Consider the following 25,267-nt stretch of genomic DNA (forward strand, 5'->3'; position numbering starts at 1 on the left):
GGGGACAGCCGTCTGGTCGTCCTGCGAAGAGGTCTTCTCGGAGTCGCTCACGGGTCAATCGTGCCACCGACCCGAGCAGGGGGAAATCTACTGACGGGTACGTGGCCGCGCCCGACTCGGCGGCCCCCGCCCTAGTCGCGGGTGACGGGCGTCCGGGAGGCCGTCGAGGCGTCGGCGGAGGTGCCGCCGACGGCGCCCTCGACCGTCCGCTTGATGAGGCCCTCGAGGTCCAGACCGGTGGTGGTCTTGAGCATCGAGAGGGTCTGCACCACGTTGTCGGTCACCTGCTTGGGCATCGCGCCGGCGCCGTCGGTGGAGATGACGGTGAGCTGGTCGATGGCGCCGATGGGAGCCGCGACCTCCTTGGCGATCTGGGGCAGCACCTCGATGAGCATCTGCAGCACGGCGGCGTCGTTGTAGTTCGCGAACGCCTCGGCGCGCTTGTCCATCGCCTCCGCCTCGGCCTGACCGACGGCCAGGGTGGCGGCGGCCTGCGCCTCGCCCTCGGCCCGCGTGGCCTCGGCCTCCGCGACGCGACGGGCCCGCTCGGCCTCGCCGCGCTTCTGGCCCTCGATGGCCTCGGCCTCGGCCAGCGCGGTGCGCTGCGACTTCTCGGCCTCGCCGGACAGCCGGGCCTCCTCGGCCCGGGCCTGGGCGGCGGCGATCGAGGCGGCCTTGCGGGCCTCGGCGCCGGCGATCTCGGCGGTCCGGTTGGCCTCGGCCTCCTGCTCGACCTTGTAGCGCGCGGCGTCGGCGGGCTTGCGCACCTGGGTCTCGAGCTGGCGCTCGGTCAGCGCGGCCTGCCGGACGGCGACCTTCTCCTGCTCCAGCAGGATCGCCTGGTCGCGGTCGGCCTGGCGCAGCGGGCCGGCGGCCGCGGCCTGGGCGGACGCCGCGTCGGTCTCGGCCTTGATCTCGGCCTGCTTGAGGGCCAGCGTCCGCTGCGCGATCGCGATCTCCTCCTCGGCCTTGATGCGGGCCTGCTCCGCGGCCTGGCGGGCGTTGGCCTCGGCGATGGAGGCGGCCTGGCCGATGCGCGCGGCCTCGGGGCGACCGAGGTCGGCGAGGTAGCTGCCGTCGTCGGTGACGTCCTGGATCTGGAAGGTGTCGAGGATCAGGCCCTGGCCGGTGAGGGAGTTCTCGGACTCGTCGGCGACCCGCTGGGCGAAGGCGGCCCGGTCGCGGATGATCTGCTCGACGGTCAGGCCACCGACGATCGACCGCAGCGCACCGGCGAGCACCTCCTGGGTGAAGGGCTCGACGTCCTGCTGCTGGGACAGGAAGCGCTGCGCGGCCAGCCGGATCTGGTCGGCGTTGCCGCCGACCTTGACGATGGCGACGCCCTCGACGTTGAGCTTGATGCCCTGGCCGGACACGGCGCCACGGATCTGCACCGAGATCCGCCGGCTCGAGAGGTCCATCGTGGCGAGCTTCTGCACGAACGGGATCACGAAGGTGCCGCCGCCGAGGATCACCTTCTGTCCCGACAGGTCGGTCGACAGCGCGCCGGTCTCGGGGTTGAGCACCGCCTTGCCCTTGCGGCCGGTGACGATGAAGGCCTGGTTGGGTCCCGCGACCTTGTAGCGGCTCGTCACCAGCAGCAGGAGGAGGACGAGCAGGACGACGAAGCCGATCAGGGGGATCGCGTAGCCAGGCAGCACGTGGGGGCCTTTCCGAGAGGTCGGGGTCGGGGGATCAGGGCTCGGCGGTGGTGCCGAGCTCGCCCCACACGGGGGCGACGGTGACAGCGGTGGGCGACAGCACCGAGGTGACGTGCACGGCCGTGCCGGGCTCGATCGCCCCGTCCGCCCGCGCGTTGAGTCGTACGACGTGCCCGCCGACCAGCACCCGCACCGTGCCGTAGCCGTCCGCGGGGACGGCGCTGACGACCTGGCCCTCGCGACCGAGCAGGTCGTCGGCCTCGAGGGTGCCGTCGCTGCCGCCGTCGCGGACCAGGCGGGTGAGCCAGGCGGCCAGCCAGCCGACGGCGACGCCGGCCACCACGCCGACCGGCACCGAGACCAGCAACGGCGCACCGGCCGAGTCCGCGATCGCGGCGCCGAAGCCGAAGGCCGCGACGAAGCCGCCGAGCACCGCGGTGGAGAAGGCGTCGCCCGCGAGCGCGTCCAGGGCGCCGTCGAGGACGTCGCCGAGGACCAGGGACACGAGCAGCACGACCAGGCCGACCACGCCGCAGACGAGGAACGTCGTCACCCGGTGGCCCCCCTGACCGTCGGTGGTGCGAGACCCGGCCTGGGCCGGGACCGGGATCGTAGCCGCCGTCGGCGCCACCGGCAGGGGTTCCGCGGGCCTGTCCGGTGGCGGGTGTCCACCACCTCCCACCGGCGGGTCAGGCGTGCTCAGGCTTGCGTCTGGCAGACAGGTCTAGTGGACTACGGGCACGATCACGCGGGGAGCCCCCCGCGTGAGGCAACTGGGGGACCAGAGTTGGAGGCATCAGGGTGAGCCCGAGCGCAGGGGGCGACGTGGGGCTGGGGGACCGGTTGGGTCTCAAGCCCGGCATGGTCGTGCAGGAGCTCGGCTGGGACGAGGACGTCGACGACGAGGTCCGCAAGTCCATCGAGGACACCATCGACGCCGACATGGTCGACGGTGACCACGGCGACGTGGTCGACGCGGTGGTGCTGTGGTGGCGCGACGACGACGGCGACCTGGTCGACGCCCTCGTGGACTCGTTGACCGACCTCGTGGGGGGCGGCGCCATCTGGCTGCTGAGCCCCAAGGTCGGACGTCCCGGAGCCGTGGACCCGGCGGAAGTGGCCGAATCTGCGCCCATCGCGGGACTTTCCACGACGACGACCGTTGCTGTGGGTAGAGAGTGGTCCGGGACGCGCCTCGTCGCGCCCAAGACCCGCTGACGCTCACCCACAGGAGGCACCCCCTCGATGTTCCGACAGCTCGGCACGCAGGCGCTGCGTCATGCCCGGATGGTCAAGGTGATGGCGGCGAGCGGGGTGATCCGCCCCTACGGCCCGCGCACCCTGGCCGGCATCGCCACCACGCTGCACCAGCGCGGCATCGGCTTCGCCGGCGGCATGCACGCCCTGGCGGTGCGTGACCCCGACGGCCTCGGCCTGGTCGACGAGCTCGGCGAGCTCACCTGGCGCGAGGTCGACGAGCGCGCCGACCGGCTCGCCCACGGCCTGCACGGCATCGGCGTCTCGGAGGGCGACAGCGTCGCGGTGCTGTGCCGCAACCACCGCTACTTCGTCGACGTCTCGACGGCGCTGTCCAAGCTCGGTGCGGACATCCTCTACCTCAACACCGCCTTCTCCGCGCCCCAGCTCGGCGAGGTCTGCCGGCGCGAGAAGCCCGTCGCGATCGTCCACGACGAGGAGTTCACCGACCTCGTCGACGCGTCCGGCACCGACCTGACCCGCGTGGTCGCCTGGCACGACGGCGAGCCCGCGTCCGGCCGCGACGTCGTGCTGGTCGAGGACCTCATCGCCGAGGGCGGGGCCGATCCGGTCGCGGTGCCGGGCCACACCACCCGCCCCGTGATCCTCACCTCGGGCACCACCGGCACCCCGAAGGGCGCCCCGCGCGACGAGACCGGCCTCGACGGCGCGGTCGCGCTGCTCTCGCGGATGCCGCTGCGCACCGGCGGCCGCACCTACATCGCGGCCCCGCTGTTCCACACGTGGGGCTGGGCCCACCTCAACCTCGCGATGCTGCTCGGCTCCACGCTCGTGCTGCGCCGCAGGTTCGACCCCGCCGACTGCCTGGCCACGCTGCGCGAGCACGAGTGCGACGCGATGGTCGTGATCCCCGTGATGATGCAGCGCATCATGAAGCTCGACCCCGGGGAGCGCAGCGGCGACTGGTCGTTCCTCCAGGTCGTCGCGGCGTCCGGCTCGGCGCTGCCGGGTGACCTGGCGACCGACTGGATGGACGCGTTCGGGGAGAACCTCTACAACACCTACGGCTCGACCGAGGTCGCGTGGGCCACGATCGCCCAGCCGCAGGACATGCGCGACGCCCCCGGGACGGCCGGCAAGCCGCCGTACAACACGGTCGTGAAGATCTACGACCAGGACGGCCAGCCGGTCCCGCAGGGCGAGTCGGGCCGGATCTTCGTCGGCAACACCATGCTCTTCGGTGGCTACACCGGCGACACCGACGAGAAGAAGGACATGATCGACGGCCTGATGTCGAGCGGCGACGTCGGTCGCTTCGACGACCAGGGTCGGCTGTTCGTCGACGGCCGCGACGACGAGATGATCGTCTCGGGCGGCGAGAACGTCTTCCCGCAGGAGGTCGAGGACTGCCTGGCGCGCCACGAGGCGGTGCAGGAGGTGGCGGCCATCGGCGTCGACGACGACGACTACGGCACGCGGCTGCGGGCCTTCGTCGTCACCAGCGGCGACGTCGACGAGGAGACCCTCAAGGCGCACGTCAAGGACAACCTGGCGCGCTACAAGGTGCCGCGCGAGATCGTCTTCCTCGACGAGCTGCCGCGCAACGCCACCGGCAAGATCCTCAAGAAGGACCTCAAGGAGCACGACGTCGACGGTGACGGCGGCCGGGAGCAGGACGAGCCGGCAGACGAGCAGTCCGCCTCCTGAGCGGTCGGGTCGGGGTGTCGGCCGGGGCGTCGGTCCCGGCTGGCACGATGTCGCCATGACCCTGCCCAACGGCTCGCCGGCCCCCGACTTCACGCTGACGGACCAGCACGGTCAGGACGTCACGCTGTCCGAGGTGGGGCGCGACAAGGCCGTCCTGCTGGTGTTCTACCCCTACGCCTTCAGCGGCGTGTGCACCGGCGAGCTGACGGGTCTGCGCGACCGGCTCGGCGACTTCGAGACCGCCGCCTCGACCGTGCTGACGCTGAGCTGCGACCCGATCTACGCCCAGCGGGCGATGGCCGACCGCGACGGCATCTTCTTCCCGATGCTCAGCGACTTCTGGCCGCACGGCGCCGTCGCGTCGTCCTACGGCGTCTTCGACCAGCGCACGGGCAGCGCCACGAGGTCGTCGTTCGTCATCGACCGGGAGGGCGTCGTCCGGTGGTCGGTGCACCACCCGCTCGGCCGCGCCCGCGACCTCGACGAGCACGCCCGCCAGCTGGCAGCTCTGGTCTAGTTCGGAAGTACCAGTTTCATCCATTCGCTTGGATGGCGGACTTCCGCCGGGCTAGATTGCTCTTGTCGCGCCGCTGGTGACCCGAGACGCCAGCGGCGCGACTTCTGCTTTCCCGGCACGGTTGGTCCGCGCCCGGACCGCTCCCGTAGGGTGAGCCCGCGCCAGTGCCCTTCTCGAGCCGGCGCGACGGGCGCATAGCTCAGCGGTAGAGCCCCTCGCTTACAACGAGGTGGTCGGGGGTTCGATCCCCTCTGCGCCCACCCTGCCGCAGCCGCCGACCCGTCCCCGGCGGGCGTCCTCGGCCGGCGTCCTCACCCGGTGTCCTCGGCTGGCGGAGGACGGGGATCGGCGACTTGGTCGAGTCGCCGGTGCGAAGCGGCGTACCCGGATATTCTGGGACCAACGGCACGTGGGGTGGGGGAGAGCATGACGTCGGGCGCGATCAACCCGGGAGTGGCGGCGACGCCCCAGAACCTCGCCCGTGCGGCGCGCCGGGCCCTGGACGCCCGGGCCCGGCGCGACGCGCTGTGCGGCGTGACCACCTGCCCCGACTCCCGCCGCGGCTTCCTGGGCTGGCGTCGCGGACCCCGGTTGCACTCGGACTACTGCCTGTCCCTGACGCGGTTCATCGACAGCTGCGCGGGCTACAGCGGCACGGGCCTGCTCGCCGCCGACCCCGACGAGGTGGCGGTGCGCAACGTGCGGCTCGTCGACGACGGCCGGGCGACCCCCGCCAGCGCGAGCCTGCCCGTCGCGGGCTGACTCGCACACCAGGGGGTACGGGAGCGCCATGAGCGAACGCACCTGTCCCGTCTGCGGTGGTCCCCTCGCGCTGGTCGACTCCCACGACGACCCGCGCCCCGGCCCGGGCGAGGAGATGGTCCACGCCTGTACGACCCCCGGTTGCGAGGGTCGTCTGGAGGGTGGCGCCGACCAGGACCGCGCCGCGGCCAACGAGCCCACCGGCGGGGACGGCATCGGGGCCTGACCGCCCGGCAGGAACCGACGCGGCGCCGCGGGCACGCCGACGTGTCGGGCGCCGGGACCGGGGCCGTGCGCGCCCTCGGACCGGAGCGGATGTGTGCGGGCGTGGCTAGGGTGTGGCCAGTTCCGTCCGTGAGGGGAGTCACACCGTGATCGTGCCGTTCTCAGCCGCCGATTTCCTCGACCGCGCGCTGGCCGTGTACGCCGACCGCACCGGGGTCGTCGACGAGCCGTCGCAGCCGGCCGAGAGCCTGGGCGAGGTGAGCTACGCCCGGATGGGCGAGCTGGCGCGCGCCCAGGCGGCCAAGCTCGACGAGCTCGGCGTCGGGTTCGGCGACCGCGTCGCCTACGTCTCCCACAACAGCGCCCGGCTGCTCACGGCCTTCTTCGGCGTCGCGGGCCACGGCCGCGTCCTGGTGCCGATCAACTTCCGGCTCTCCGTCGAGGAGGTCGCCTACATCGTCGCGCACTCCGGCGCGCGGGTCCTCTACGTCGACCCCGAGCTGAGCGAGGCCCTGGCCGACGTCTCGTGCGAGATGAAGTTCGTCATCGGCGACGACGCGGACATGTACGCCGAGGGCGTCGACCCGCAGCCGTGGGAGCACGACGAGAACGCCACCGCCACCATCAACTACACCTCCGGCACCACGGCCCGCCCCAAGGGCGTGCAGATCACCCACCGCAACATCTGGACCAACGCCACCACCTTCGCGCTCCACGTGGGCGCCACCGATCGCGACGTCTACCTCCACACGCTGCCGATGTTCCACGCCAACGGCTGGGGGATGCCGTTCGCGATGACCGGGCTCGGGGTCAGGCACGTCGTGATCCGCAAGATCGACGGCGCCGAGATCCTGCGCCGCGTCGAGCGGCACGGGGTGACCGTGATGTGCGCCGCCCCCGCGGTGGTGGCGGCCGTGCTGGAGGCCGCCGAGACCTGGGAGGGCGAGGTCCCCGGTCGCGACCGGGTGCGCATCATCGTCGCCGGCGCGCCACCTCCGAGCCGCACCGTGGCGCGGGTCGAGGAGGAGCTGGGCTGGGAGTTCATCCAGATCTACGGCCTCACCGAGACCTCGCCGCTGCTCACCGTCAACCGCAGCCGGGCCGAGTGGGACGACCTCGCCCCCGCCGAGCGGGCCGCCAAGCTGGTGCGCCAGGGCCAGCCGGCCCTGGGCTGCACCCTGAAGGTGTCGGAGTCGGGCGAGGTGCTGGCCCGCTCCAACGTCGTCCTCGAGGGCTACTGGGAGCAGCCCGAGGAGAGCGCGGCAGCCCTGGCCGACGGCTGGTTCCACACCGGCGACGGTGGCGTCATCGGCGACGACGGCTACCTGACGATCTCGGACCGCAAGAAGGACGTCATCATCACCGGCGGCGAGAACGTCTCCTCGATCGAGGTCGAGGACGCGATCTTCTCCCACCCCGACGTCGCGGAGGTCGCCGTCATCGGCGTGCCCGACGACAAGTGGGGCGAGACCATCAAGGCCCTCGTGGTCCGCACCGAGGGCTCGGAGCTGACCGAGCAGGAGCTCATCGACTACGTCAAGAGCAAGGTCGCGCGCTACAAGGCGCCCTCGTCGGTCGAGTTCCGGGAGGTGCTCGCGCGCACGGCCACGGGGAAGCTGCAGAAGTTCAAGCTCCGCCAGCCCTACTGGGAGGGCCGCGAGCGGCAGGTGAACTGAGCCGGTGCCCACCTACCCGCGCATCGAGGTCTCGGTCGACGTCGTCGCCCTGACCGGCCTCGAGGGCGTGCTGCACGTGCTGCTGGTGCGGCGCGCCCGGGCGCCGTACGCCGGTCGCTGGGCGCTGCCCGGTGGCTTCCTCGAGGTCGACGAGGACCTCGCGCCGGCAGCCGCCCGCGAGCTCCACGTCGAGACCGGGATCGCGCTGCACCCCGACGAGCTCGTGCAGATCGGGACGTACGGCGCCCCGCACCGCGACCCGCGCCGCCGCATCGTCAGCGTGGCCCACCTCGCCGAGCTCGACCGCGACGTCGACCCGCAGCCGGGTCCCGACGCCGAGCACGCCGCCTGGGTGGCCGTGCGCGACGTGCTCGGTCCCGAGGCCGAGGAGCTGGCCTTCGACCACGCCGTGATCCTGCGCGACGGCGTCAGCAGCAGCCGGTGGGCCGGGGCCGCCGCCGAGTGGGACGCCGGCGCGGCGCAGCACGACGACTGGGACCAGCGGGGCACGACCGGCTGAGGCCGTCCGGGCCAGCCGCTACCCTCCGCTGCATGACCGAGCCCGCGCCGACCCTCGGGGAGGTGGCCGCGCAGCTCGACGCGTGGTACCCGCCCCACCACGCCGACTCCTGGGACGCCGTCGGCCTGGTCTGCGGCGACCCCGCCGAGCCGGTGCGGCGCGTGCTGCTGGCCGTCGACCCCGTGCTGGCCGTCGCCGAGGAGGCGGTCGCCCGCGACGTCCAGCTGGTGCTGACCCACCACCCGCTGCTGCTCTCGGGCGTCCACGGCGTCGCCGCGACCGACCCCAAGGGCCGCGTCGTGCACCGGCTGGTGCGCGCCGGCTGCGGGCTGATGGCCGCGCACACCAACGCCGACTCCCCGGTGGGCGGCGTGTCGGAGTCGCTGGCGTTGGCGATCGGGCTGACCGACGTACGCCCCCTGGAGGCGGAGCCGGACGACCCCACCCGGGGGTCGGGACGTCTCGGGCGGCTGCCGGAGCCGGTGTCGCTGCGGGCCTTCGCCGAGCACGTGGCGCGGGTGCTGCCCGCGACCGCCCACGGCGTCCGGGTGGCCGGCGACCCGGACCGGGTGGTGAGCCGGGTGGGGCTGTGCGGCGGGGCCGGGGACTTCCTGCTCGACCGGGCCCGCGAGGAGGGCGTCGACGTCTACCTGACCTCCGACCTGCGCCACCACCCCGCCTCCGAGCTGCGCGAGCACGACGCTCCTGGAGGGGCGGGTGCCCCGGCGCTGGTCGACGTGGCGCACTGGGCGGCCGAGAGCACCTGGCTGCCGGTCATCCGGGAGCGGCTGCTGGAGCGGTGGGGGGATACGGTGGAGGTCCTTCTCAGCGAGGTGCGCACCGACCCGTGGACCTTCCGGGCCGCCGAGCCCGCTGACGAACCGATCGTCGACCCCCAGGAGACCCACCGGTGAGAGCCGACCCGTCCGTCCAGCTCCGGCTGCTCGACGTCCAGGAGCTCGACTCCCGGGCCGACACGCTGCGCCACCGGATCGGCTCGGTGCCCGAGGCCCAGCAGCTGCGGGAGTTGGCCGCCCAGCGCACCCAGCTGAGCAACGAGGTGCGCGACCTGCGCATCGAGGTCGCCGACCTCACCCGCGAGCAGAAGCAGGCCGACCGCGACGTCGAGCAGGTCAAGACCCGCCGGACCCGCGACCAGGGCATGGTCGACGCCGGCCAGATCAAGGACCCCAAGGCCCTGGAGCGGATGCTCGGCGAGCTGCAGTCGCTCCACCGCCGCATCGGCGACCTCGAGGACGTCGAGCTCGAGGTCATGGAGCGGCTCGAGACCGCCGAGACGGCGCTGACCGAGCGGGAGGCGCAGCTGGCCAGCCTCGAGGCGCACGGCGAGGACCTCCGGACCACCGTCATGACGACCACCTCCGACCTTGACGTCCAGCTCGCCGCGGTCGTGCGCGACCGCGAGGCGGCGGCCGAGGGCCTGCCCGAGGACCTGGTCGCACTCTACGAGAAGCTGCGCGCCAACAAGGGCGGCGTCGGTGCCGCCCCGCTGCGCCGCCGCGAGTGCGGTGGTTGCCGGCTCACCCTCAACGCCTCGGACCTCGGCGTCATCGCCCGGACGCCGCCCGACACGGTGGTTCGCTGCGAGGAGTGCGACCGGATCCTGGTGCGCACCCCCGAGTCCGGCCTGGCCCAGCCCGGGTCCGGCGACACCGGCCGGTGACCTCCCAGCCCGCCCGGCCCGCGCCCTCGCGCGGGTGGGGCCCCGGCGGCGAGCCGCCGACCACCCTGGTCCTGGTGCGGCACGGCGTCACCGACCACACCCTCGGCAAGCTGTTCTCCGGCGGTCTGGCCAGCAGCAACCCGCCGCTCAACGACACCGGCCGCGCGCAGGCCCGGGCCACGGGGGAGTGGCTGGCGCCGCTCAAGGACGACCTCGACGCGCTGGTGGCCAGCCCGGTGCGCCGCACGCACGAGACGGCGGAGATCCTCGCCGAGCACCTCGGGCACGACGTCGACATCGAGCCCGGCATCGCCGAGATGGAGTTCGGCAGCTGGGACGGCCTCAGCTTCGCCGACGTGCGCGAGCGCTTCCCCGACGACCTGACCGCCTGGCTCGGCGATCTCGATTCCGCCCCCCACGGCGGCGAGTCGATGCGCCAGGTGCAGCAGCGGGTGCTCGAGGGCCGCGACCGGCTGCTGGCGGCGTACGCCGGGCGCACGGTGGTCGCCGTCAGCCACGTGACCCCCATCAAGGTGATCGTCGCCGACGCCCTCGGCGCCTCGCTCGAGGCCGTCTACAAGATGGAGCTCGGCCCGGCCTCGGTCACGGTGGTCTCCTACTTCACCGGCCCCGACGGCACCCCCGCCGCCAACCTGCGCCTCTTCAACGGCCGCCCCACCCACGTCTTCGGCTGACCCCCGAGCGGGCGGTTGCGGCACGGCGTAGGACGGCGAGCGGGCGTTTGCGGCACGCCGTACGACGGCGAACGGGCGGTTGCAGCACGGCGTACGACGGCGAGCGGGCGTTTGCAGCACGGCCGGGAACGCCGAGCGGGCGATCCCGGTCCGCCCGAGGCGTCCTCAGCCGTCGTCCCCCGACCGGGAGGGTGACGCGTCGACGGCGACGGACCAGCTGGCCGGCCTCGGTGCGCACCACCAGGTCGGACGGCCGGTCCCCCGTCGTGGCCCGGCCCGCGCCCAGGATGACCACGCCGCAGGGGTGCGTGGTCCCCGTGCAGGGCACGCTCCCGGTGCCACGCCGCAGCGACACCTCGAGTCGCCCCGAGCCGACGCAGTCCATCCGGATCAGGACGTCGCGGGTCCCTCCGGGATCGTGACGGTCGTGCGCCCCCGCGACCGGTCTGGCGGTAGGTCTCGTAGGCCCCGCTGACGATCGGCCCCGGCGTACGACGATCGCCCGCTCGGCGCTCCCCGGCGTACGACAACCGCCCGCTCGGCGCTCCCCGGCGTACGACGATCGCCCGCTCGGCGGTCCCCGGCGTACGACGATCGCCCGCTCGGCGCTCAGACCTCGGTGACGACGACGTCGAGGCGGGTGCCGTGGCGGTCGGGGGCGGCGACCTCGACGGTCCAGCCGAGGCGCTCGAGGTCGCGGGCGAGGGCGGCGGGTGTGCGGGGGTGGGCGCCGTCCTCGAGCAGGGCGCGGACCAGGCGGCCCTTGGTGGCCTTGTTGAAGTGGCTGACGACCGAGCGCCTGCCCTGCGACTCGTGGAGCACGCGGACGGTGGCGACGCGGTCGGCGAGGTCGGGCTCGGGCTTCCAGAACGCGGCGTAGGTGCCCGAGCGCAGGTCGACGACCAGCCCGCTGCCCGCGGCCTCGCGGGCCACGGGGTCGAGCACGCCGCGCCAGTGGGCGGCGACGGGGCCGAGGTCGGGCAGGCGCACGGTCCCCGAGAGGCGGTACGACGGGACGCGGTCGCCCGGTCGCAGCAGGCCGAACAGCGACGAGGTCACCACCACCTGGCGGGTGGCGCGGCGACGGGCGGCAGCGTCGAGGCCGGCGAGGTCGAGGTGGTCGTAGAGCACGCCGGTGTAGATCGCGTCGGCCCGGGCGGTGGGGGCGGTCTCGAGCGAGGCGTTGCGGCGCACGTCGTCGGCTTGGGTCGGGCCCAGGCCCAGCACCTCGGCCGCCCGGTCGGGGTCTCCCTGGCACAGCCGGGCGAGCGCGGCGAGCACCTCGGACCGCGCCGGGGCGAGCGCCGGGAACGACAGCGTCGCGAGGTCGAGGGGGCGACCCCGTCGGGGGACGGCCTTGCCCTCGGAGGGCGGCAGCAGCACGAGCACGGCGCCAGGGTAGGCGGCGCCCCGTCGGGGCGTAGCGTGCGGTCGACGGACGGCGTCGCGCCGGACGACCGGCAGTCATCGACCCCGGCCCGCGTCGGGCCGGCGGAGGGGGAGCAGCGTGGGCACTCGGGTGATCCGGGCCAGGGCCGCGGAGCAGGGCGTGGCGCACGAGGAGCTGGCGCGCGGACTGGAGACGATCCGCGTCGAGCAGCAGCTGCCCGACGGGTTCTCCCCGGAGGTGCAGCAGGCGGCCGAGCGGGACGCCGCGGCGCCCCGGCTGCCCGACGCCGACCGCACCGACCTGCCGTTCGTCACGATCGACCCTCCCGGCGCGCGCGACCTCGACCAGGCGATGCACCTCGAGCGCGACGGCGACGGCTTCGTGGTGCACTACGCGATCGCCGACGTGGTGGCCTTCGTCGCCCCGGGCGACCCGGTCGACGTCGAGGCCCACCAGCGGGGCGAGTCGCTCTACGGCGCCGACCGCAAGATCCCGCTGCACCCGCCCGTGCTCAGCGAGGGTGCGGCCTCGCTGCTGCCCGACCAGGTGCGCCCGGCGTTCGTGTGGACGGTCCGCCTCGACGCCGAGGGCCGCACGACCGCGGCCCACGTGGAGCGTGCGCGGGTCCGCTCGACCGCGCAGCTCGACTACGCGTCGGTGCAGCCGCAGGTCGAGGGGGCCGACCCCGGCAGCACCCTGGCGCTGCTGCGCACCGTGGGCGAGCTGCGGCTCGCCCAGGAGGCGGCCCGCGGCGGGATCTCGCTGCCGATGCCGTCGCAGGAGCTGGAGGAGCGCGACGGCCGCTGGCACCTGGAGTACCGCGAGATGCTGCCCGTCGAGAGCTGGAACGCGCAGGTCTCGCTGCTCACCGGCTTCGCGGCCGCCGAGAAGATGCTGGCGGGGAGGATCGGCGTGCTGCGCACGCTGCCGCCCGCGCCCGACGACGCGGTGCGGCGGCTGCGGCGCACGGCGCGCGCCCTGGGCATCGAGTGGCCGGCGGGGCTGTCCCACCCCGACCTCGTGCGCTCGCTCGACCCGACCGTGCCCGCCCACGCCGCGATGGTGGTGGCCGCGACGACGCTGCTCCGCGGGGCGGGGTACGCCGTGTTCGACGGCACGGTGCCGGAGCAGAGCCAGCACGCGGCGCTGGCGTCGTCGTACGCCCACGTGACGGCGCCGCTGCGGCGCCTCGTCGACCGCTACGGCCTCGAGGTCTGCGCGGCGCTGGACGCGGGCACCGCGGTGCCGGCCTGGGTCCGCGAGGGGCTGCCCCGGCTGCCGGAGCTGATGCGCGACTCGGGTCGGCGGGCGGGTGCCTACGAGCGCGCGCTCCTCGACCTGGCCGAGGCGCTGGCGCTGGCGGACCGGGTCGGGGAGCAGTTCGACGCCGTGGTGCTCGAGGCCTCCGAGGACAACCCCCGCAAGGGCACCGTGATGCTGCGCGACCCGGCGGTCGAGGCCCGGGTGGGCTCCCAGGCCCCGCTGCCGGTGGGCGACGAGGTGCGGGTGCGGCTGACCCAGGCGGACCCGGCGACCCGCAAGGTCGCCTTCGAGGTCTAGGCGGGCTGCGCCGGGAGCTCGAGCGGGAGCGGCGCGTCGGCCGCGCGCGCGGAGCTGTGCGGCGGCGCACCGGGCAGCCGGATGGTGAAGGTGCTGCCGCGGCCCAGCTCGGAGGTGACGGCGATGCTGCCGTGGTGGCGCTCGACGATCCGCTTCACGATGGCCAGGCCCAGGCCGGTGCCGGGCTGCTCGACGGCCTCGGGGTTGGTGGAGCGGAAGAACTCCGTGAACAGCCGCTCCTGGTCCTCCGCGGAGATGCCGAGCCCCTCGTCGTGCACCACCACCACGACCTCGTCGGTGCCGTCGTCGGCGTAGGTCAGGCGCACGTCGACCGCGCGACCGCTGGGGGTGTACTTCACGGCGTTGCTGACCAGGTTGTGCATCACCGTCGCCAGCTCGTCGTGCTCGCCCAGGGCCACGACGGGACGCTCGGGGGCCTGGAGGTCGACGTGCAGCCTCTTGGTGCGGATCGCCAGGGCCGACATCGCCAGGGCGTCCTCGACCAGCTCGTCGACGGCGACGGGGCCGGGGTCCAGCGGGGCGGCGCTCTCGCCCACCTGCCGCAGCAGCAGCAGGTCCTCGATGACGCGCGACATCCGCTGCGAGGCGCGGCCGATCGCGGTGAGCGAGGCGTGGGCCTCGTCGCCGATCTCGACCTCCCCGGTCTGGAGCATCTCGAGGTGGCCGCGCACGGTGGTCAGCGGGCTCTTGAGCTCGTGGGAGACCGTGGCGATGAGCTGGCTCTTGTAGGTGTCGAGCGCCTGCAGCTCCGCCACCAGGGCGTGCTCGCGCTCGAAGGTGCGGGCGTTGAGGGTGGCGCGACCGAGGTCGTGGCCGATGTCCAGCAGGGCGGCGCACTCCACGGCGCTCCAGACCCGACGGGCGTCGGATCGCATCAGCACCAGGCTGCCCAGGCACTCGGGCCCCGCGCCGAGCGGCACGAAGACCAGCGAGGCCATGTCGATGCCGGCGAGCAGGGTGAGCACGTGCTCGAGGTGCTCGGGGTCCATGTGCGGGGGCCGGGGCAGGTGGGCCCCCACCGTCATCACCGACTGCTGGCGCCAGCAGAACCGCGCGGCCTCCTGGGCGAAGGCCACGATCGCGGGCGGCAGGGCGGTGGTGAGGTCGTCGGGCAGGAACTCCCCACCGGCGCGACCGTCCTCGACGATGGCCTTGATCCACACCTGCTGGGCGTCGAAGCCGTCGAGCAGGGTGCGCTTGCTCTCCTGGATCAGGCCCTCGAGGCTGAGCTGGGCGCTGGTGGTGCGCACGATCTCCTTGACCGTGTCGGCCATCGCGACCTGCTCGAGGAAGGTCTCGCGCTCGACGGCCGACAGCACGGCGCGGCTGGCCAGCCCGGCGAAGCGCTCCAGCGTGCGGCGACGCACGGCGTCCGGCCGGCGGCCGTCGACCGGCTCGTCGAAGGCGAGGGTGCCGCGCAGGACGCCCTGGTCGTCGTACAGCGGGGCGACGAGCATGTCGAGCGGGTGCCAGGCGTCGGGGGCGTCGCTGACCACCACGTCGGGCACCACCCAGCCGCCCTCGTCGGGGCTGGAGCCGCGCTCGTGGGGGACGAACTGCAGCCCGCCCCAGTCGTCGGCCAGCAGCAGCTCGTCGGTCATCAGCTGCACCGGGATCCGGGTGCCGATCTCCTCGGGCATCCCCGTGTCGACGACGAGGACGAGGTGGTCCCCGCGGCGGATCCGGATGGCGGCGACCGCGAACCCGGCGACAGCGACGACCCCGTCCGCGATCAGCTGGAGGTTCTCCAGCAGCGCGTCCGGGCCCAGCAGCTCCGCGGTCACCGCAGCAGTGCCGTGCGCCGTGGCGAAGTCGGTCGTCGTCATCGTGGTCAACCCCCTGTGACGATGGTAGGGCGCCCGGGTTCCACAGGTTGTTTAAATCTGTGCAAAAGGTACAGATGTGAACTGATTGGCGCTTGTCCGCCACGTCCCTCCCCGTGGCCTATCCTGGCTCCGCGGACGGGCTGGCCGGGCGACCGCGTCGGGCGGGGGAGACCCCGTGCGTCGAGGAAGGTCCGGGCTCCACAGGACGAGGTGGTGGGTAACGCCCACCCGGGGCGACCCGCGGGACAGTGCCACAGAGAACAGACCGCCACTCCCGGCTCGCCGGGAGCGGCAAGGGTGAAACGGTGGTGCAAGAGACCACCAGCGCGGCGGGCGACCGTCGCGGCTCGGTAAACCCCACCTGGAGCAAGACCGAACAGCGAGCGTTCGAGGGCGGTCCGTCCGAGCTCGCGGGTAGGTCGCTGGAGGGTGTCGGCAACGGCACCCCGAGATGGATGGTCGCCAACCGGGCGTCCGCGAGGACACCCGGCGAACAGAACCCGGCCTACGAGCCAGCCCGTCCGCACCCCGGGTCCCGGTCGCCCGGGAGCACCCTCAGGCCCTCAGGTGGGCCGGGCAGGGGACGCCGCTGCGACGGGTCACCGAGGCGGCGTACACGTGGGGGCGGATCCGCAGGATGGGGTCGTCGGAGGGCTCGATGCCGTCGACCAGGCGCATCGGGTCGTGGACGAGCACCTGGCCGTCGAGCTCGCGCGTCTCGTCGACCTCCGTCAGCTCGACCAGCCCGAGGTCGACCCAGGGCCGGTCGGCGGGCCAGGCGCGGCTCGCGTCGACCGTCTGGTCGTCGGGCGCGGCGAGCTGGGCGAGCAGCCGGTGGCGCACGGGCAGCTCGTCCACGACGCCGTCCATGAGGTAGTCGCGGTCGGCGGTCTCCCACTCGTCCTCCGGCAGGGCGTGCTCCCCGGCCACGGGCTCCAGGCGCCAGCGCACCCATTGGCCGTGGCCGTCGGCGTCGACGAGGCGGAAGGCGTTGAGCCCGTTGAAGGCCACCGTCGCCCAGCTGAGCGGAGGTGCGCCGACCGTGGCGACGACCTCGCCCGCCGCGGCGACGTCGGGGTGCTCCGCGAGGAAGCGCTCGGTCGCCTCGGGGCCGGCGTGCTGGGCGAGCAGCAGGTCGCGGAAGTCCTCGGGCGTGCCGGCCGGGAAGACCGGCCAGTCCTGCGCGACCAGGTCGGTGGTGCGCCCGTCGGGCAGGTAGAACTTCACCGCCATGCCGCGCGGGTCGCCGAAGGTGGAGTCGCGGCCCTCGACGCTGGGGAAGCCGTTGGAGAAGCGTGCCGTGACCGGCACCGGGTCGCCCTGGAGGTGCGCGGCCCGGCTCAGCTCGCGGGCCCGCGGCGTCGCGGTGAAGGTGCCGCCGAGGACGATGCCCTTGTGGTGGGTGGCTCGCTGCCCCTCGGGGGACCCGAGCACGGTGACGACGGTCTCGACGAGCTCCTGGGCCAGCCGCTGCCGGTGGGCGTTGCCGGTCCGGTCGGGGTCGGGGGCGGGGGCGGTGTGCCCTGTCGGGTGGGTGCTGGTCATGGGTCCTCCCTCGGTCGGTGGCGCTGTCAGTCCTCGCTCGCGGCCCAGCCCGTGGTCCGCGTGATCCGGCAGACCAGCACCCGGTGGAACGGCCGGTCGGCGTACTGCGGGACGGTCCCGGCGAGACGGGCCCCGAGCTCCTCGAGCAGCTCCTGCGACGGGTCGGCGACGTGCTCCAGGTCGGCGCGCACCCACCACAGCCGCGACCAGTCCTGGGCGTCCCAGTGCTCGACCAGCAGCGCGCCGCGCGGGTCGGCGTCGAGGTTCTTCTCGCGCTGCAGCCGGGACGACGCCTTGGGCTTGACCTTGTCGATCGGCACGCCGACGTGGCCGTCCTCGCTCACGGCGTACACGACGGGCTGCGGGTCGGGCCCGCGCTCGGGGTGCAGGGTGCTGAGCACCCCGTGGACGTGGGCGGCCAGGCGGGTGCGGGCCTCGTCGGCGTCGAGCTTCACAGCGTGGCTCCCGGTTCGGGGACGGGGGGTCCGGATCGCCAGACGTTCTCACGTGTGGCCCTCGTCACACCAGGCCTCGTCCGTCTAGCCTGCTGCACGCCGATGGGTCGAGAGGTGGTCGTCGTGAACCTGGCGTCGTGGGTGGAGCGCAACGGACGGCGGCTGCGCGAGCGTCCGGCCGTCGCCGAGGGCGAGCGGCTGGTCGCGACCTGGGGCGAGCTCGCCGCCCGCGTCGCCGCCCTCGCGGGCGGGCTGCGGTCCGAGCTGGGCCTGGAGCCCGGTGACCGGCTGGCCCTGGTGATGCGCAACCGGCCGGAGTACCTCGTCGCCCAGTACGCCGCGTGGCACGCGGGGCTGGTGGCCGTGCCCGTCAACGCGCGCCTGCACCGCGACGAGATCTCCTACGTCCTCGAGGACAGCGGCGCGCGGGCCGTCGTCACCGACGAGGAGCACCTCGACGACGTCGAGCCGCTGCTCGGCTCGGTGGCGTCGCTGCGCTCGGTGGTGCGGGCGCCCGGGGAGGACTGGGACCGGCTGCTCGCCGCGACCCCGCTCGAGCTCGTCGACCGGGGGCCCGAGGACCCCGCGTGGCTCTTCTACACGAGCGGCACCACGGGGCGTCCCAAGGGCGCGACGCTCACCCACCGCAACCTGCTGATGGCCTCGCTGAGCTACTTCGCCGACGTCGACGAGGTGCGGGCGGACCAGAGCATCGTGCACGCCGCGCCGCTGTCCCACGGCTCCGGCCTCTACGGCCTGCCCCACGTCGCCAAGGGCGCCGTCAGCGTGCTGCCCGAGCCCGGCGCCTTCGACGGCGCGACGCTGCTCGCGCTGGCGCGGCGCTGGCCGGGGATGTCGTTCTTCGCCGCGCCCCTGATGGTCCGGCGCCTGGCGTCCGACCCCGCACTGGCCGCAGCCGACCTCGGCGACCTCGGGACGGTCGTCTACGGCGGCGCCCCGATGTACCTCGCCGACCTGGAGCAGGCGCTCGAGGTGTTCGGTGACCGGCTGGCCCAGATCTACGGGCAGGGGGAGACCCCGATGACCATCACCGGGCTCTCGCGGGCCGACCACGCCGAGCGCGACCATCCCCGGTGGCGCGACCGGATGCAGGGCGTCGGCTCGCCACGCACCGACGTCGAGGTCCGGGTGGTCGACGACACCGGTCGGGCACTGCCCCCCGGCGAGGTCGGGGAGGTGGTGGTGCGCGGCGACGTCGTGATGGCCGGCTACTGGGGCCAGCCCGAGGCCACGGCCGAGACCCTGCGCGACGGCTGGCTGCACAGCGGTGACCTCGGCAGCTTCGACGACGACGGCTACCTCACGCTGCGCGACCGGTCCAAGGACCTCATCATCAGCGGCGGCATGAACATCTACCCGCGCGAGGTGGAGGAGGCGCTGCTGCACCACCCAGGGGTGCAGGCCGTCGCGGTCGTGGGCCGCCACGACGAGGAGTGGGGCGAGGCGGTGGTGGCGTTCGTCGTCGCCGCCGACGGCGAGGAGCCCACGGTGGAGCAGCTCGACCGTGCCTGCACCGAGCGGATCGCGCGCTTCAAGCGGCCCAAGGACTACCGCTTCGTCGACGCGCTGCCGACCAACAACTACGGCAAGGTCGTCAAGCGCGAGCTCCGTGCGCAGCTGGCCGAGGAGGGCTAGGGCGAGGGCGCGGGCAGGCCATTGAAAAGTCGGGGTCCCGCGTTGTTAGGTACGTCACACCCGAAGGGGTGGCGCAGCCGGCTCACCCCGCACTCGCCTGGAGGCGCCCGATGAAGCTCGCCCTCTACCTTCCGACGTTCCGCGAACACGTCACCGTGCAGGAGCTCGCGGACCTCACCGACCTGGCGGAGGACCTCGAGTTCGACTCCGTGTGGACGCTGGACCGCATCATCGTCCCGGAGTCCTCGGACCGGGGCGAGCTGGAGTACCCCTTCGGGATGATGGACCAGTTCCCCCTGCAGATGCCGGTCTCCTCGAAGGGCAAGTGGTTCCAGGGGTGGCCGCTCCTGCCGTGGCTGGCGGCCCGCACCTCGAAGGTGCGCATCGGCATGAGCATCACCGACACGCCGTACCGCTCGCCGGGTGTCTTCGCCGCCGAGTGCGCCACCATCGACCACCTGTCCGAGGGACGCCTCAACGTCGGCCTGGGTGCCGGCTGGATGCCCGAGGAGTTCGCCGCCTCCAGCGCCACCCACCTGTTCCCGCGCCGCCACGGCCACGTCCGCGAGACCATCGAGATCTGCCAGGGGATCTGGGCCAACGAGACCTTCGAGTACCACGGCGAGTTCGCCGACTTCGGCCCCTCCGGCTTCGGCCACAACCCCGTCCAGAAGCCCGGCCCGCCGATCTACTTCAGCGGCCTCAAGGACCCGCGCCGCTCGGCCCGCCGGATCTCCAAGTACGGCCTCAAGGGCTGGATCGGCATCCAGGACACCCCGACCGAGCTGGCCAGCTGGCGCAAGGCCATCGGCGACGAGCTCGAGCCGCTCGGCGGCAACATCGAGGACGTCGAGATGTGCTCGATGATCTGGTTCACCATCACCGACACCGAGGTCGACCAGACCGACAACCACAAGCTGACCAACCTGCTCGTGGGCACCGAGCAGCAGATCACCGACCGGCTCAAGAGCTACGCCGAGGCGGGCATGCACATGCCGCTGATCTGGCCGCCCTTCGCCGACGTGCCGGTCTCCAAGACCCTCGACGACCTGAAGCGGCTCAAGAACGACATCATGCCGAAGGTCGACGCGATCTAGTCGCCGGCGGTCGGGGCCAGCGCGTCGAGCACGCGCTCGGCCCTGGCCGCAGTGGTGTCGCGGGCGAAGTTGAGGTCGACGAAGGCCTCGGTCACGCCGTGCGCCGCCAGCCCCTGCAGCTCGGTGCGCACCCGCGCGAGGTCGTCGTCGGGCTGCACGACCACCCGCAGCAGCACCTGCACGGCGTCGGGGTCGCGGCCGGCTTCCGCGGCGCCGTCCCGCACGACCGCCGCGCCCTCGGCGACCTCGTCGAGGGACTGCCGGGTGCTCGGGATCCAGCCGTCGGCCAGCCGGCCCGCCCGGCGCAGCGCGGCCGGCGCCGTGCCGCCGACCAGCACGGGCGGCCGGGGCGACTGCACCGGCCGCGGCCCCGTCTGCGAGGGCGGCACGCTGTAGAACTCCCCGGCGAACTCGACCGGGTCCTGCGTCAGCAGCGCGTCGAGGCAGCGCAGGTACTCCTCCATCCGGGCGCCGCGCCGCTCGTGCGGCACGCCCGCGGCGGCGTACTCGTGCGGCATCCAGCCGATGCCGACGCCGAGCGTGAACCGCCCCCCGCTGAGGTGGTCCATCGTCACGACCGACTTGGCCAGCAGGGCCGGCGGGGTGAACGGCGCGCAGATCGTCGCCGTGCCGAGCCGGATCCGCTCGGTGTGCGACGCGACGTGCGCCAGGGCCAGCAGCGGCTCGTGGACCTGCTGGTACGACGCGTCGCGCGCGCTCCGCTTCGCCGGGTTGTGGGCGTCGTCCCACGCCGGGTCGAGGCTGCCCTCGGCCGGGTAGAGCACCCGCTGGAAGCTCCACAGCGAGCTGTAGCCGAGCTCCTCGGCCCGCCGGGCGACGTGGACCATCGCGGCGGGGGTGGCCCAGCTGCCCGAGACGGGGAGCCCGAAGCCGAGCGGCACCGCGGTCGCCACCTCAGTCCACGTGCCGCTCGGTCCAGCGGCGGAACGGCTCGGTCGGGTCGTCCACCCCGACCTGGGCCAGCGGCAACCGCTGCCGGTCCACCGGCGCCGCGACCTCGTCGTAGAAGGTCGCCAGCGTCATGTAGCGGCCGCCGTCCTCGTAGTGCTCGCCCTCCTGCTCGCGGGTCGCGGCGAAGTGGACCGCCTCCGGCGCGGCGTAGTAGAGCGCGCCGAGGCACATCGGACAGGGGTAGGCCGTGACGTAGACGTCGCAGCCCTCGAGGCTGGTGCGACCACCGGCGGCCAGCTCGCGGATCGCCGTGATCTCGGCGTGGGCCGACACGTCGCCGCTCTGCGCGACCTGGTTGGTGGCCTCGTGGACGACCTCGCCGGTGGCTCGCTCGACGACCACGCAGGCGAACGGCTTGCCGCCGGCCCCGACGTTGGACAGGGCCAGGTCGACGGCCCGCTGGGTGTGCCGGGCCGAGGGGGTGTGCTCGCTCATGCGCCGAGCCTAGGCACCCGGCGGGAGACCGGGGTCAGGCGATGCGGCGGACCCGGTTGACGGTCAGGCCGTCGGCGTCGAGCAGGTCGCCCATTCGGCTCGCGAAGTCGACCAGGTGCGGTGCGGCGAGGTGGGCGTCGAGGTGCTCCCCGGAGTGCCAGTTCTCGTAGAAGGTGAAGAAGCTCGGGTCCTCCACGCCCTGGTGCAGGTCGTAGTTGACGTAGCCGTCCTCCTGGCTGGTCGGCTCGATCAGCGCCTCCAGCGCGGCCTTGAGCTCCTCGGTCTTCCCCTCCGCAGCCCGCATGTAGGCGATGACGGTCAGCAGGTCGCGGTTGTCGTCGGTGGGTGTGCTCACGGGGTCCTCCTGTGGACGAGGTGGGGGTCGTCGGCGAGGCTAGCGCCCATGAATCCCCGTCACCAGATCGCCGACGAGATGGCCGAGGCCGCGAGTGCCTGGCTCGGGTCCCTGGCCGAGGACCAGCGGACCGCGGCCCACGGCGCCGGACCGTCGTACGACGCCCCGGAGGACGCCGAGCGGCGCCGCTGGTTCTACACCCCCACCGACCACGGCGGCCTCACCGTCCACGACCAGCGGCCCGCCCAGCAGCGGGCGGCGATGCGCCTGGTGGCGACCGGCCTGTCGATGGCCGGCTACGTCACGGTCGCCACCACGATGGGCCTGGAGAACGTGCTCGACCGGGTCGAGGGCTTCACGACCCGCTTCGACCGCGAGCGGGGACGCGACCCGGGGCTCTACTACCTGCGCGTGTTCGGCGAGCCCGGCGGCGAGCGGCCGTGGGGCTGGCGCTTCGGCGGCCACCACGTCTCGCTCAACAACCTGGTCGTCGGCGGCGAGCTGGTCTCGACGACGCCGTGCTTCATGGGCGCCGACCCGGCGTCCTCGCCCCTGCTCGGCGGGGCCCTGAACCGGCCGCTGGCCCGCGTGGAGGACCTCGGCCGCGAGCTGGTGCGCTCGCTCCCGCCCGAGCTGGCCGCCCAGGCGGTGCTGCTCGGCACGGCGCCCTCGGACTTCGTCACCGCCAACCGCACGGTCGTCTCCGAGGGCGACCAGGTGATCCCGCTGGCCGGCATCTGGCGCGACGAGCGCTTCCCCGACGACGACGAGCAGGCCAAGCTGCAGGCGCTCAGCGACCGCATCGACGAGGCCGCGGCGTACACCCCCGAGGACCACCGGGCGGTGGAGTACACCCAGGCCCCCAAGGGGGTGGCCGGCCACCTGCTCGACGCCTCGCAGCGCGAGCTGCTGCACGCCCTGCTCGGCACCTACCTCGACCGGGTGCCCGAGGGGATCTCGCCGCTGCCGTCGTACGACGACCGCGCGCTGGACGCCGTCCACTTCGCGTGGGCGGGACCGACGGCGCCGGGGGAGCCGCACTACTACCGGCTGCAGGGGCCGCGCCTGCTCGTCGAGTGGGACAACACCCAGCGCGGGGCCAACCACGCGCACTCGGTGTGGCGCGACCCGGAGGCCGACTTCGGCCTCGACGTGCTCGCGCGGCACCGCACGCAGCACCACTGACGGGGGTGTGGCCGGGTCACCCCTCGGTCCATCACGACGGGGCGGAGGAGCCGCCGGTCGTGCCGGTGGCGGACCCGGAGGGGTGACCCGCCGTACCGCCCGCACCCCGGGCGGTGGATCCGCTGGGGGAGCCTCCCGGACCGAGGTCGTGCTCGCGGTTCGTCGTCGTGCCGTCTCCTGTCATGGGGGCCTCCGCCGGCTCCGGCTGAGCCGGGTGGCGGAGCGTGGGACGGCCTGCGGTACCCGGCCTGCGGCCGGGCATGCCACCCCCCTGGGGCCATGACGTGGGACGCCTGACGGTGCAGCCCGAGCCGGGGCTGCACCGTCAGGGGAGGGGGGCTACTTCTTGCCCTTGACCTTGCCCTTCTTGCCCTTCTTGCCCGACTTCTCGGTGGGCTCGGACTTCTTGGCGGACTTCTTGCCGGATCCCTTGGCGGACTTCTCGTCGGCCTGCTCGTCGGTCTTGTCCTGGTCGCGCTTGCTGCGACGGGCCCGCGGGTCCACGGCGGCGGCCAGCGAGGTCGCCCGCTCGGCGGCGGCCCCCACCGTCTTGACCGCGCGGCGCGTCTCGCGCTCGAGCAGGGACAGGGTGCCGGTCAGCTGCTCGACGACCTCGCGCGCGACCCGCTCGGCGGTCTCGCGGGCGATCTGCTCGACGGCGGCGGGAGTCAGGTCGACGCGCGCGGGGGCGGACGGCTCCGGGTCGGGAGCGGCAGCCTTCGTGGCCGGTGCCTTCGTCGCCGGTGCCTTCGTGGCCGGTGCCTTCTTCGCGGGTGCCTTCTTGGCCGGTGCCTTGGTGGCCGGGGCGGAGGTGCTGGTCGTGCTGGCGGCCTTCCGCGGGGTGGCCCGGGTGGCGGACGCCGTGGTCGTCGAGGTCGTGGTCGCCGAGGCCTTCCTGGCGGGGGCCTTGCGCGCCGGGGCCTTGCGGGTCGCCGACGTCGTGGGCTTCTTGCTGCTGCTGCCCGGGGTGGTGGCCGGGCCGTCCACGCTGGCGGCAGCCTGGCCGGGGTCGCCCTTGGCGGGGGCGGAGCGCTTCGCGGGCGCAGCCCCACCCGCCGGGGTCGGGGCGTTGGGGTCCGGGGTCGCGTTGCCGGTCGGCTCGTGGTCGCTCTGGGTCACCGTGGGGTCCTCACGTGGACGCGGGACGGCTCGGTCGCCGTACCGCTCGGACCGCCAGCATGCCGCACCGCCGTCACCACGCCCGGGAGCAGCGGTGCCGGGCGGGAGGCCTACTGCAGCCGGGTGACCTGCACGTCGACGAACATCCGCGAGGTGCCCGAGCCGGAGAAGATGCCGGAGAGCGGCTTCACGTCGCCGTAGTCGCGTCCGGTCGCGGTCACGACGTGGCGGTCGCCCGGCTCGGTGGCGTTGGTCGGGTCGAACCCGCGCCAGCCGTCGTCCCACCACTCCACCCAGGCGTGGGACTCGCCCTTGGCCGGCACGCCGACCTCGGGCTGCACCTTGGGGTGGAGGTAGCCCGACACGTAGCGGGCGGGGATCCCGACCGAGCGCAGGGCGCCGATGACGATGTGGGCCATGTCCTGGCACACGCCGGTGCGGCGCTCCCAGGAGTGCGCGGCGACGGCGTCGACGGTGGTCGAGCCGGAGACGTAGCGGACCTCGTCGTGCACCAGCGCGCACACGGCGTACGCCGCCTCGCTGGGGCTCGCGCTCCGCCCGGCGATCTCGCGGGCCCGCGCCACGAGCTCGGGCGAGGGCGCCACCCGGTCGGGCAGGGTGAGGAAGTCGGTGTGCAGGTCGGCCACCTGCGGCTTGCGCACGTCCTCCCAGCCCATCACCGGGGGACCGGCCGGGGTCCGGTCGGTGTGCACCGTGGCGGTCGCGGTGACGGTGAGCGAGGTGTGGGGGTCGAGCACCTCGAACGCCGTCACCTGGGAGCCCCAGTAGTCGCGGTAGGTGTAGGTCCACGGCGTGGGGGAGACCTCGACGCGGGAGTGGACCACGATCTGGCCGGGCAGGGTGACCGGGGTCAGCCGGGCCTCGTTGAACGAGGTGTTGGCCTTGCCGGTGTACTCGAAGCCGGTGGTGTGCACGATGCGCAGCTGCAGGCTCATCAGGGCCTCCTGGCCGTCGGGACGTGGGCC

24 protein-coding genes, 1 tRNA gene and 1 other RNA gene are annotated in these 25,267 nt (G+C 73.8%); 15 read left to right on the plus strand and 11 right to left on the minus strand.

What is annotated here, in order from left to right; genetic code table 11:
• Nucleotides 1-131: 131 nt before the first annotated feature.
• Nucleotides 132-1,661, minus strand: a complete 1,530-nt coding sequence (locus BLU55_RS02435; RefSeq protein ID WP_197681076.1) for a flotillin family protein — start codon at nucleotides 1,659-1,661, stop codon at nucleotides 132-134.
• Between the two features lie 34 nt (nucleotides 1,662-1,695).
• On the minus strand, nucleotides 1,696-2,214 hold the full coding sequence (locus tag BLU55_RS02440; protein ID WP_157682691.1) for an NfeD family protein: 519 nt from the start codon (nucleotides 2,212-2,214) through the stop codon (nucleotides 1,696-1,698).
• A gap of 248 nt (nucleotides 2,215-2,462) precedes the next feature.
• Here BLU55_RS02440 and BLU55_RS02445 point away from each other — a divergent pair, with 248 nt between their 5' ends.
• From BLU55_RS02445 to BLU55_RS02495, 10 genes are all read left to right on the plus strand, one after another.
• Entirely contained in the window at nucleotides 2,463-2,879 is a 417-nt protein-coding gene (locus tag BLU55_RS02445) for a DUF3052 domain-containing protein (protein WP_269457937.1), read from the plus strand.
• A gap of 27 nt (nucleotides 2,880-2,906) precedes the next feature.
• Nucleotides 2,907-4,586, plus strand: coding sequence for an AMP-binding protein (locus tag BLU55_RS02450; protein ID WP_091725634.1), 1,680 nt, complete (start codon nucleotides 2,907-2,909; stop codon nucleotides 4,584-4,586).
• Between the two features lie 55 nt (nucleotides 4,587-4,641).
• The gene (locus BLU55_RS02455; RefSeq protein WP_091725636.1) at nucleotides 4,642-5,103 is read left to right on the plus strand and encodes a peroxiredoxin; all 462 of its coding nucleotides are present in this window, start codon (nucleotides 4,642-4,644) and stop codon (nucleotides 5,101-5,103) included.
• Between the two features lie 188 nt (nucleotides 5,104-5,291).
• Nucleotides 5,292-5,363 (plus strand) — tRNA-Val (locus BLU55_RS02460).
• Between the two features lie 166 nt (nucleotides 5,364-5,529).
• Nucleotides 5,530-5,865, plus strand: coding sequence for a hypothetical protein (locus BLU55_RS02465; RefSeq protein WP_157682692.1), 336 nt, complete (start codon nucleotides 5,530-5,532; stop codon nucleotides 5,863-5,865).
• A 377-nt stretch (nucleotides 5,866-6,242) separates the two neighbouring features.
• Nucleotides 6,243-7,766 carry an AMP-binding protein gene (locus BLU55_RS02475; protein WP_231917010.1) on the plus strand — a complete coding sequence of 508 codons (1,524 nt, stop codon included), beginning with the start codon at nucleotides 6,243-6,245 and terminating at the stop codon, nucleotides 7,764-7,766.
• 4 nt (nucleotides 7,767-7,770) lie between these two features.
• The gene (locus BLU55_RS02480; RefSeq protein ID WP_091725646.1) at nucleotides 7,771-8,286 is read left to right on the plus strand and encodes an NUDIX domain-containing protein; all 516 of its coding nucleotides are present in this window, start codon (nucleotides 7,771-7,773) and stop codon (nucleotides 8,284-8,286) included.
• A gap of 32 nt (nucleotides 8,287-8,318) precedes the next feature.
• Nucleotides 8,319-9,200, plus strand: a complete 882-nt coding sequence (locus BLU55_RS02485; RefSeq protein ID WP_091725649.1) for a Nif3-like dinuclear metal center hexameric protein — start codon at nucleotides 8,319-8,321, stop codon at nucleotides 9,198-9,200.
• Complete coding sequence (locus tag BLU55_RS02490) at nucleotides 9,197-9,970, plus strand: zinc ribbon domain-containing protein (protein ID WP_091725652.1); 774 nt, start codon at nucleotides 9,197-9,199, stop codon at nucleotides 9,968-9,970. Before BLU55_RS02485 ends, BLU55_RS02490 begins: the two co-directional genes overlap by 4 nt.
• Nucleotides 9,967-10,665 (plus strand): histidine phosphatase family protein, encoded by a 699-nt coding sequence (locus tag BLU55_RS02495; RefSeq protein ID WP_172833832.1) that lies wholly within the window; start codon nucleotides 9,967-9,969, stop codon nucleotides 10,663-10,665. The genes BLU55_RS02490 and BLU55_RS02495 overlap by 4 nt, the downstream gene beginning before the upstream one ends.
• 609 nt (nucleotides 10,666-11,274) lie before the next feature.
• Here the strand turns inward: BLU55_RS02495 and yaaA are convergent.
• Complete coding sequence (yaaA, locus tag BLU55_RS02500) at nucleotides 11,275-12,054, minus strand: peroxide stress protein YaaA (protein ID WP_091725654.1); 780 nt, start codon at nucleotides 12,052-12,054, stop codon at nucleotides 11,275-11,277.
• A 118-nt stretch (nucleotides 12,055-12,172) separates the two neighbouring features.
• On the opposite strand from yaaA, the gene BLU55_RS02505 reads away from it, so the two are divergent.
• Entirely contained in the window at nucleotides 12,173-13,615 is a 1,443-nt protein-coding gene (locus tag BLU55_RS02505) for an RNB domain-containing ribonuclease (RefSeq protein WP_231917011.1), read from the plus strand.
• On the opposite strand, the gene BLU55_RS02510 is transcribed toward BLU55_RS02505, so the two are convergent.
• Entirely contained in the window at nucleotides 13,612-15,462 is a 1,851-nt protein-coding gene (locus tag BLU55_RS02510; RefSeq protein WP_091725660.1) for a sensor histidine kinase, read from the minus strand. The genes BLU55_RS02505 and BLU55_RS02510 overlap by 4 nt on opposite strands.
• Nucleotides 15,463-15,598: 136 nt before the next feature.
• Between BLU55_RS02510 and rnpB the strand changes: the two genes are divergently transcribed.
• Nucleotides 15,599-15,986: RNase P RNA component class A (gene rnpB / locus BLU55_RS02515), an RNA gene on the plus strand.
• A 31-nt stretch (nucleotides 15,987-16,017) separates the two neighbouring features.
• On the opposite strand, the gene BLU55_RS02520 is transcribed toward rnpB, so the two are convergent.
• Together BLU55_RS02520 and BLU55_RS02525 are read right to left on the minus strand one after the other, a co-directional pair.
• On the minus strand, nucleotides 16,018-17,007 hold the full coding sequence (locus BLU55_RS02520; protein WP_091725661.1) for a catalase family peroxidase: 990 nt from the start codon (nucleotides 17,005-17,007) through the stop codon (nucleotides 16,018-16,020).
• Nucleotides 17,008-17,033: 26 nt separating this feature from the next.
• The gene (locus tag BLU55_RS02525; protein WP_157682694.1) at nucleotides 17,034-17,462 is read right to left on the minus strand and encodes a PNPOx family protein; all 429 of its coding nucleotides are present in this window, start codon (nucleotides 17,460-17,462) and stop codon (nucleotides 17,034-17,036) included.
• Between the two features lie 123 nt (nucleotides 17,463-17,585).
• On the opposite strand from BLU55_RS02525, the gene BLU55_RS02530 reads away from it, so the two are divergent.
• Together BLU55_RS02530 and BLU55_RS02535 are read left to right on the plus strand one after the other, a co-directional pair.
• The gene (locus BLU55_RS02530; RefSeq protein WP_197681077.1) at nucleotides 17,586-19,118 is read left to right on the plus strand and encodes an AMP-binding protein; all 1,533 of its coding nucleotides are present in this window, start codon (nucleotides 17,586-17,588) and stop codon (nucleotides 19,116-19,118) included.
• A gap of 110 nt (nucleotides 19,119-19,228) precedes the next feature.
• A complete protein-coding gene (locus BLU55_RS02535; protein ID WP_091725665.1) occupies nucleotides 19,229-20,215 on the plus strand; it encodes an LLM class flavin-dependent oxidoreductase in 987 nt (328 codons plus the stop codon).
• Here BLU55_RS02535 and BLU55_RS02540 read toward each other — a convergent pair.
• From BLU55_RS02540 to BLU55_RS02550, 3 genes are read right to left on the minus strand one after another with little or no spacing between them, the layout of a single operon-like run.
• Nucleotides 20,212-21,129 carry a TIGR03619 family F420-dependent LLM class oxidoreductase gene (locus tag BLU55_RS02540; protein ID WP_091725667.1) on the minus strand — a complete coding sequence of 306 codons (918 nt, stop codon included), beginning with the start codon at nucleotides 21,127-21,129 and terminating at the stop codon, nucleotides 20,212-20,214. The genes BLU55_RS02535 and BLU55_RS02540 overlap by 4 nt on opposite strands.
• 1 nt (nucleotide 21,130) lies before the next feature.
• Nucleotides 21,131-21,622 (minus strand): nucleoside deaminase, encoded by a 492-nt coding sequence (locus BLU55_RS02545; protein ID WP_091725669.1) that lies wholly within the window; start codon nucleotides 21,620-21,622, stop codon nucleotides 21,131-21,133.
• 34 nt (nucleotides 21,623-21,656) lie between these two features.
• Entirely contained in the window at nucleotides 21,657-21,977 is a 321-nt protein-coding gene (locus BLU55_RS02550; RefSeq protein ID WP_172833852.1) for a putative quinol monooxygenase, read from the minus strand.
• Between the two features lie 48 nt (nucleotides 21,978-22,025).
• On the opposite strand from BLU55_RS02550, the gene BLU55_RS02555 reads away from it, so the two are divergent.
• Entirely contained in the window at nucleotides 22,026-23,162 is a 1,137-nt protein-coding gene (locus BLU55_RS02555) for a DUF3500 domain-containing protein (RefSeq protein WP_172833853.1), read from the plus strand.
• A gap of 339 nt (nucleotides 23,163-23,501) precedes the next feature.
• Here the strand turns inward: BLU55_RS02555 and BLU55_RS19320 are convergent, their stop codons facing one another.
• Nucleotides 23,502-24,281 (minus strand): hypothetical protein, encoded by a 780-nt coding sequence (locus BLU55_RS19320; RefSeq protein WP_157682695.1) that lies wholly within the window; start codon nucleotides 24,279-24,281, stop codon nucleotides 23,502-23,504.
• 110 nt (nucleotides 24,282-24,391) lie between these two features.
• Nucleotides 24,392-25,237 carry a transglutaminase family protein gene (locus BLU55_RS02570; RefSeq protein ID WP_091725675.1) on the minus strand — a complete coding sequence of 282 codons (846 nt, stop codon included), beginning with the start codon at nucleotides 25,235-25,237 and terminating at the stop codon, nucleotides 24,392-24,394.
• Between the last annotated feature and the right edge of the window lie 30 nt (nucleotides 25,238-25,267).

The organism is Nocardioides scoriae, from assembly GCF_900104965.1.
Lineage (GTDB): Bacteria > Actinomycetota > Actinomycetes > Propionibacteriales > Nocardioidaceae > Marmoricola > Marmoricola scoriae.

What these genes read in the sequence shown, in the direction of transcription:
- BLU55_RS02485 (WP_091725649.1), top strand. Translation starts at nt 8,319, where the DNA reads ATGACCGAGCCCGCGCCGACCCTCGGGGAGGTGGCCGCGCAGCTCGAC.
- BLU55_RS02545 (WP_091725669.1), bottom strand. Translation starts at nt 21,622, where the DNA reads ATGAGCGAGCACACCCCCTCGGCCCGGCACACCCAGCGGGCCGTCGAC.
- BLU55_RS02570 (WP_091725675.1), bottom strand. Translation starts at nt 25,237, where the DNA reads ATGAGCCTGCAGCTGCGCATCGTGCACACCACCGGCTTCGAGTACACC.
- BLU55_RS02555 (WP_172833853.1), top strand. Translation starts at nt 22,026, where the DNA reads ATGAATCCCCGTCACCAGATCGCCGACGAGATGGCCGAGGCCGCGAGT.
- BLU55_RS02535 (WP_091725665.1), top strand. Translation starts at nt 19,229, where the DNA reads ATGAAGCTCGCCCTCTACCTTCCGACGTTCCGCGAACACGTCACCGTG.
- BLU55_RS02455 (WP_091725636.1), top strand. Translation starts at nt 4,642, where the DNA reads ATGACCCTGCCCAACGGCTCGCCGGCCCCCGACTTCACGCTGACGGAC.
- BLU55_RS02520 (WP_091725661.1), bottom strand. Translation starts at nt 17,007, where the DNA reads ATGACCAGCACCCACCCGACAGGGCACACCGCCCCCGCCCCCGACCCC.
- BLU55_RS02465 (WP_157682692.1), top strand. Translation starts at nt 5,530, where the DNA reads ATGACGTCGGGCGCGATCAACCCGGGAGTGGCGGCGACGCCCCAGAAC.
- BLU55_RS02510 (WP_091725660.1), bottom strand. Translation starts at nt 15,462, where the DNA reads ATGACGACGACCGACTTCGCCACGGCGCACGGCACTGCTGCGGTGACC.
- BLU55_RS02450 (WP_091725634.1), top strand. Translation starts at nt 2,907, where the DNA reads ATGTTCCGACAGCTCGGCACGCAGGCGCTGCGTCATGCCCGGATGGTC.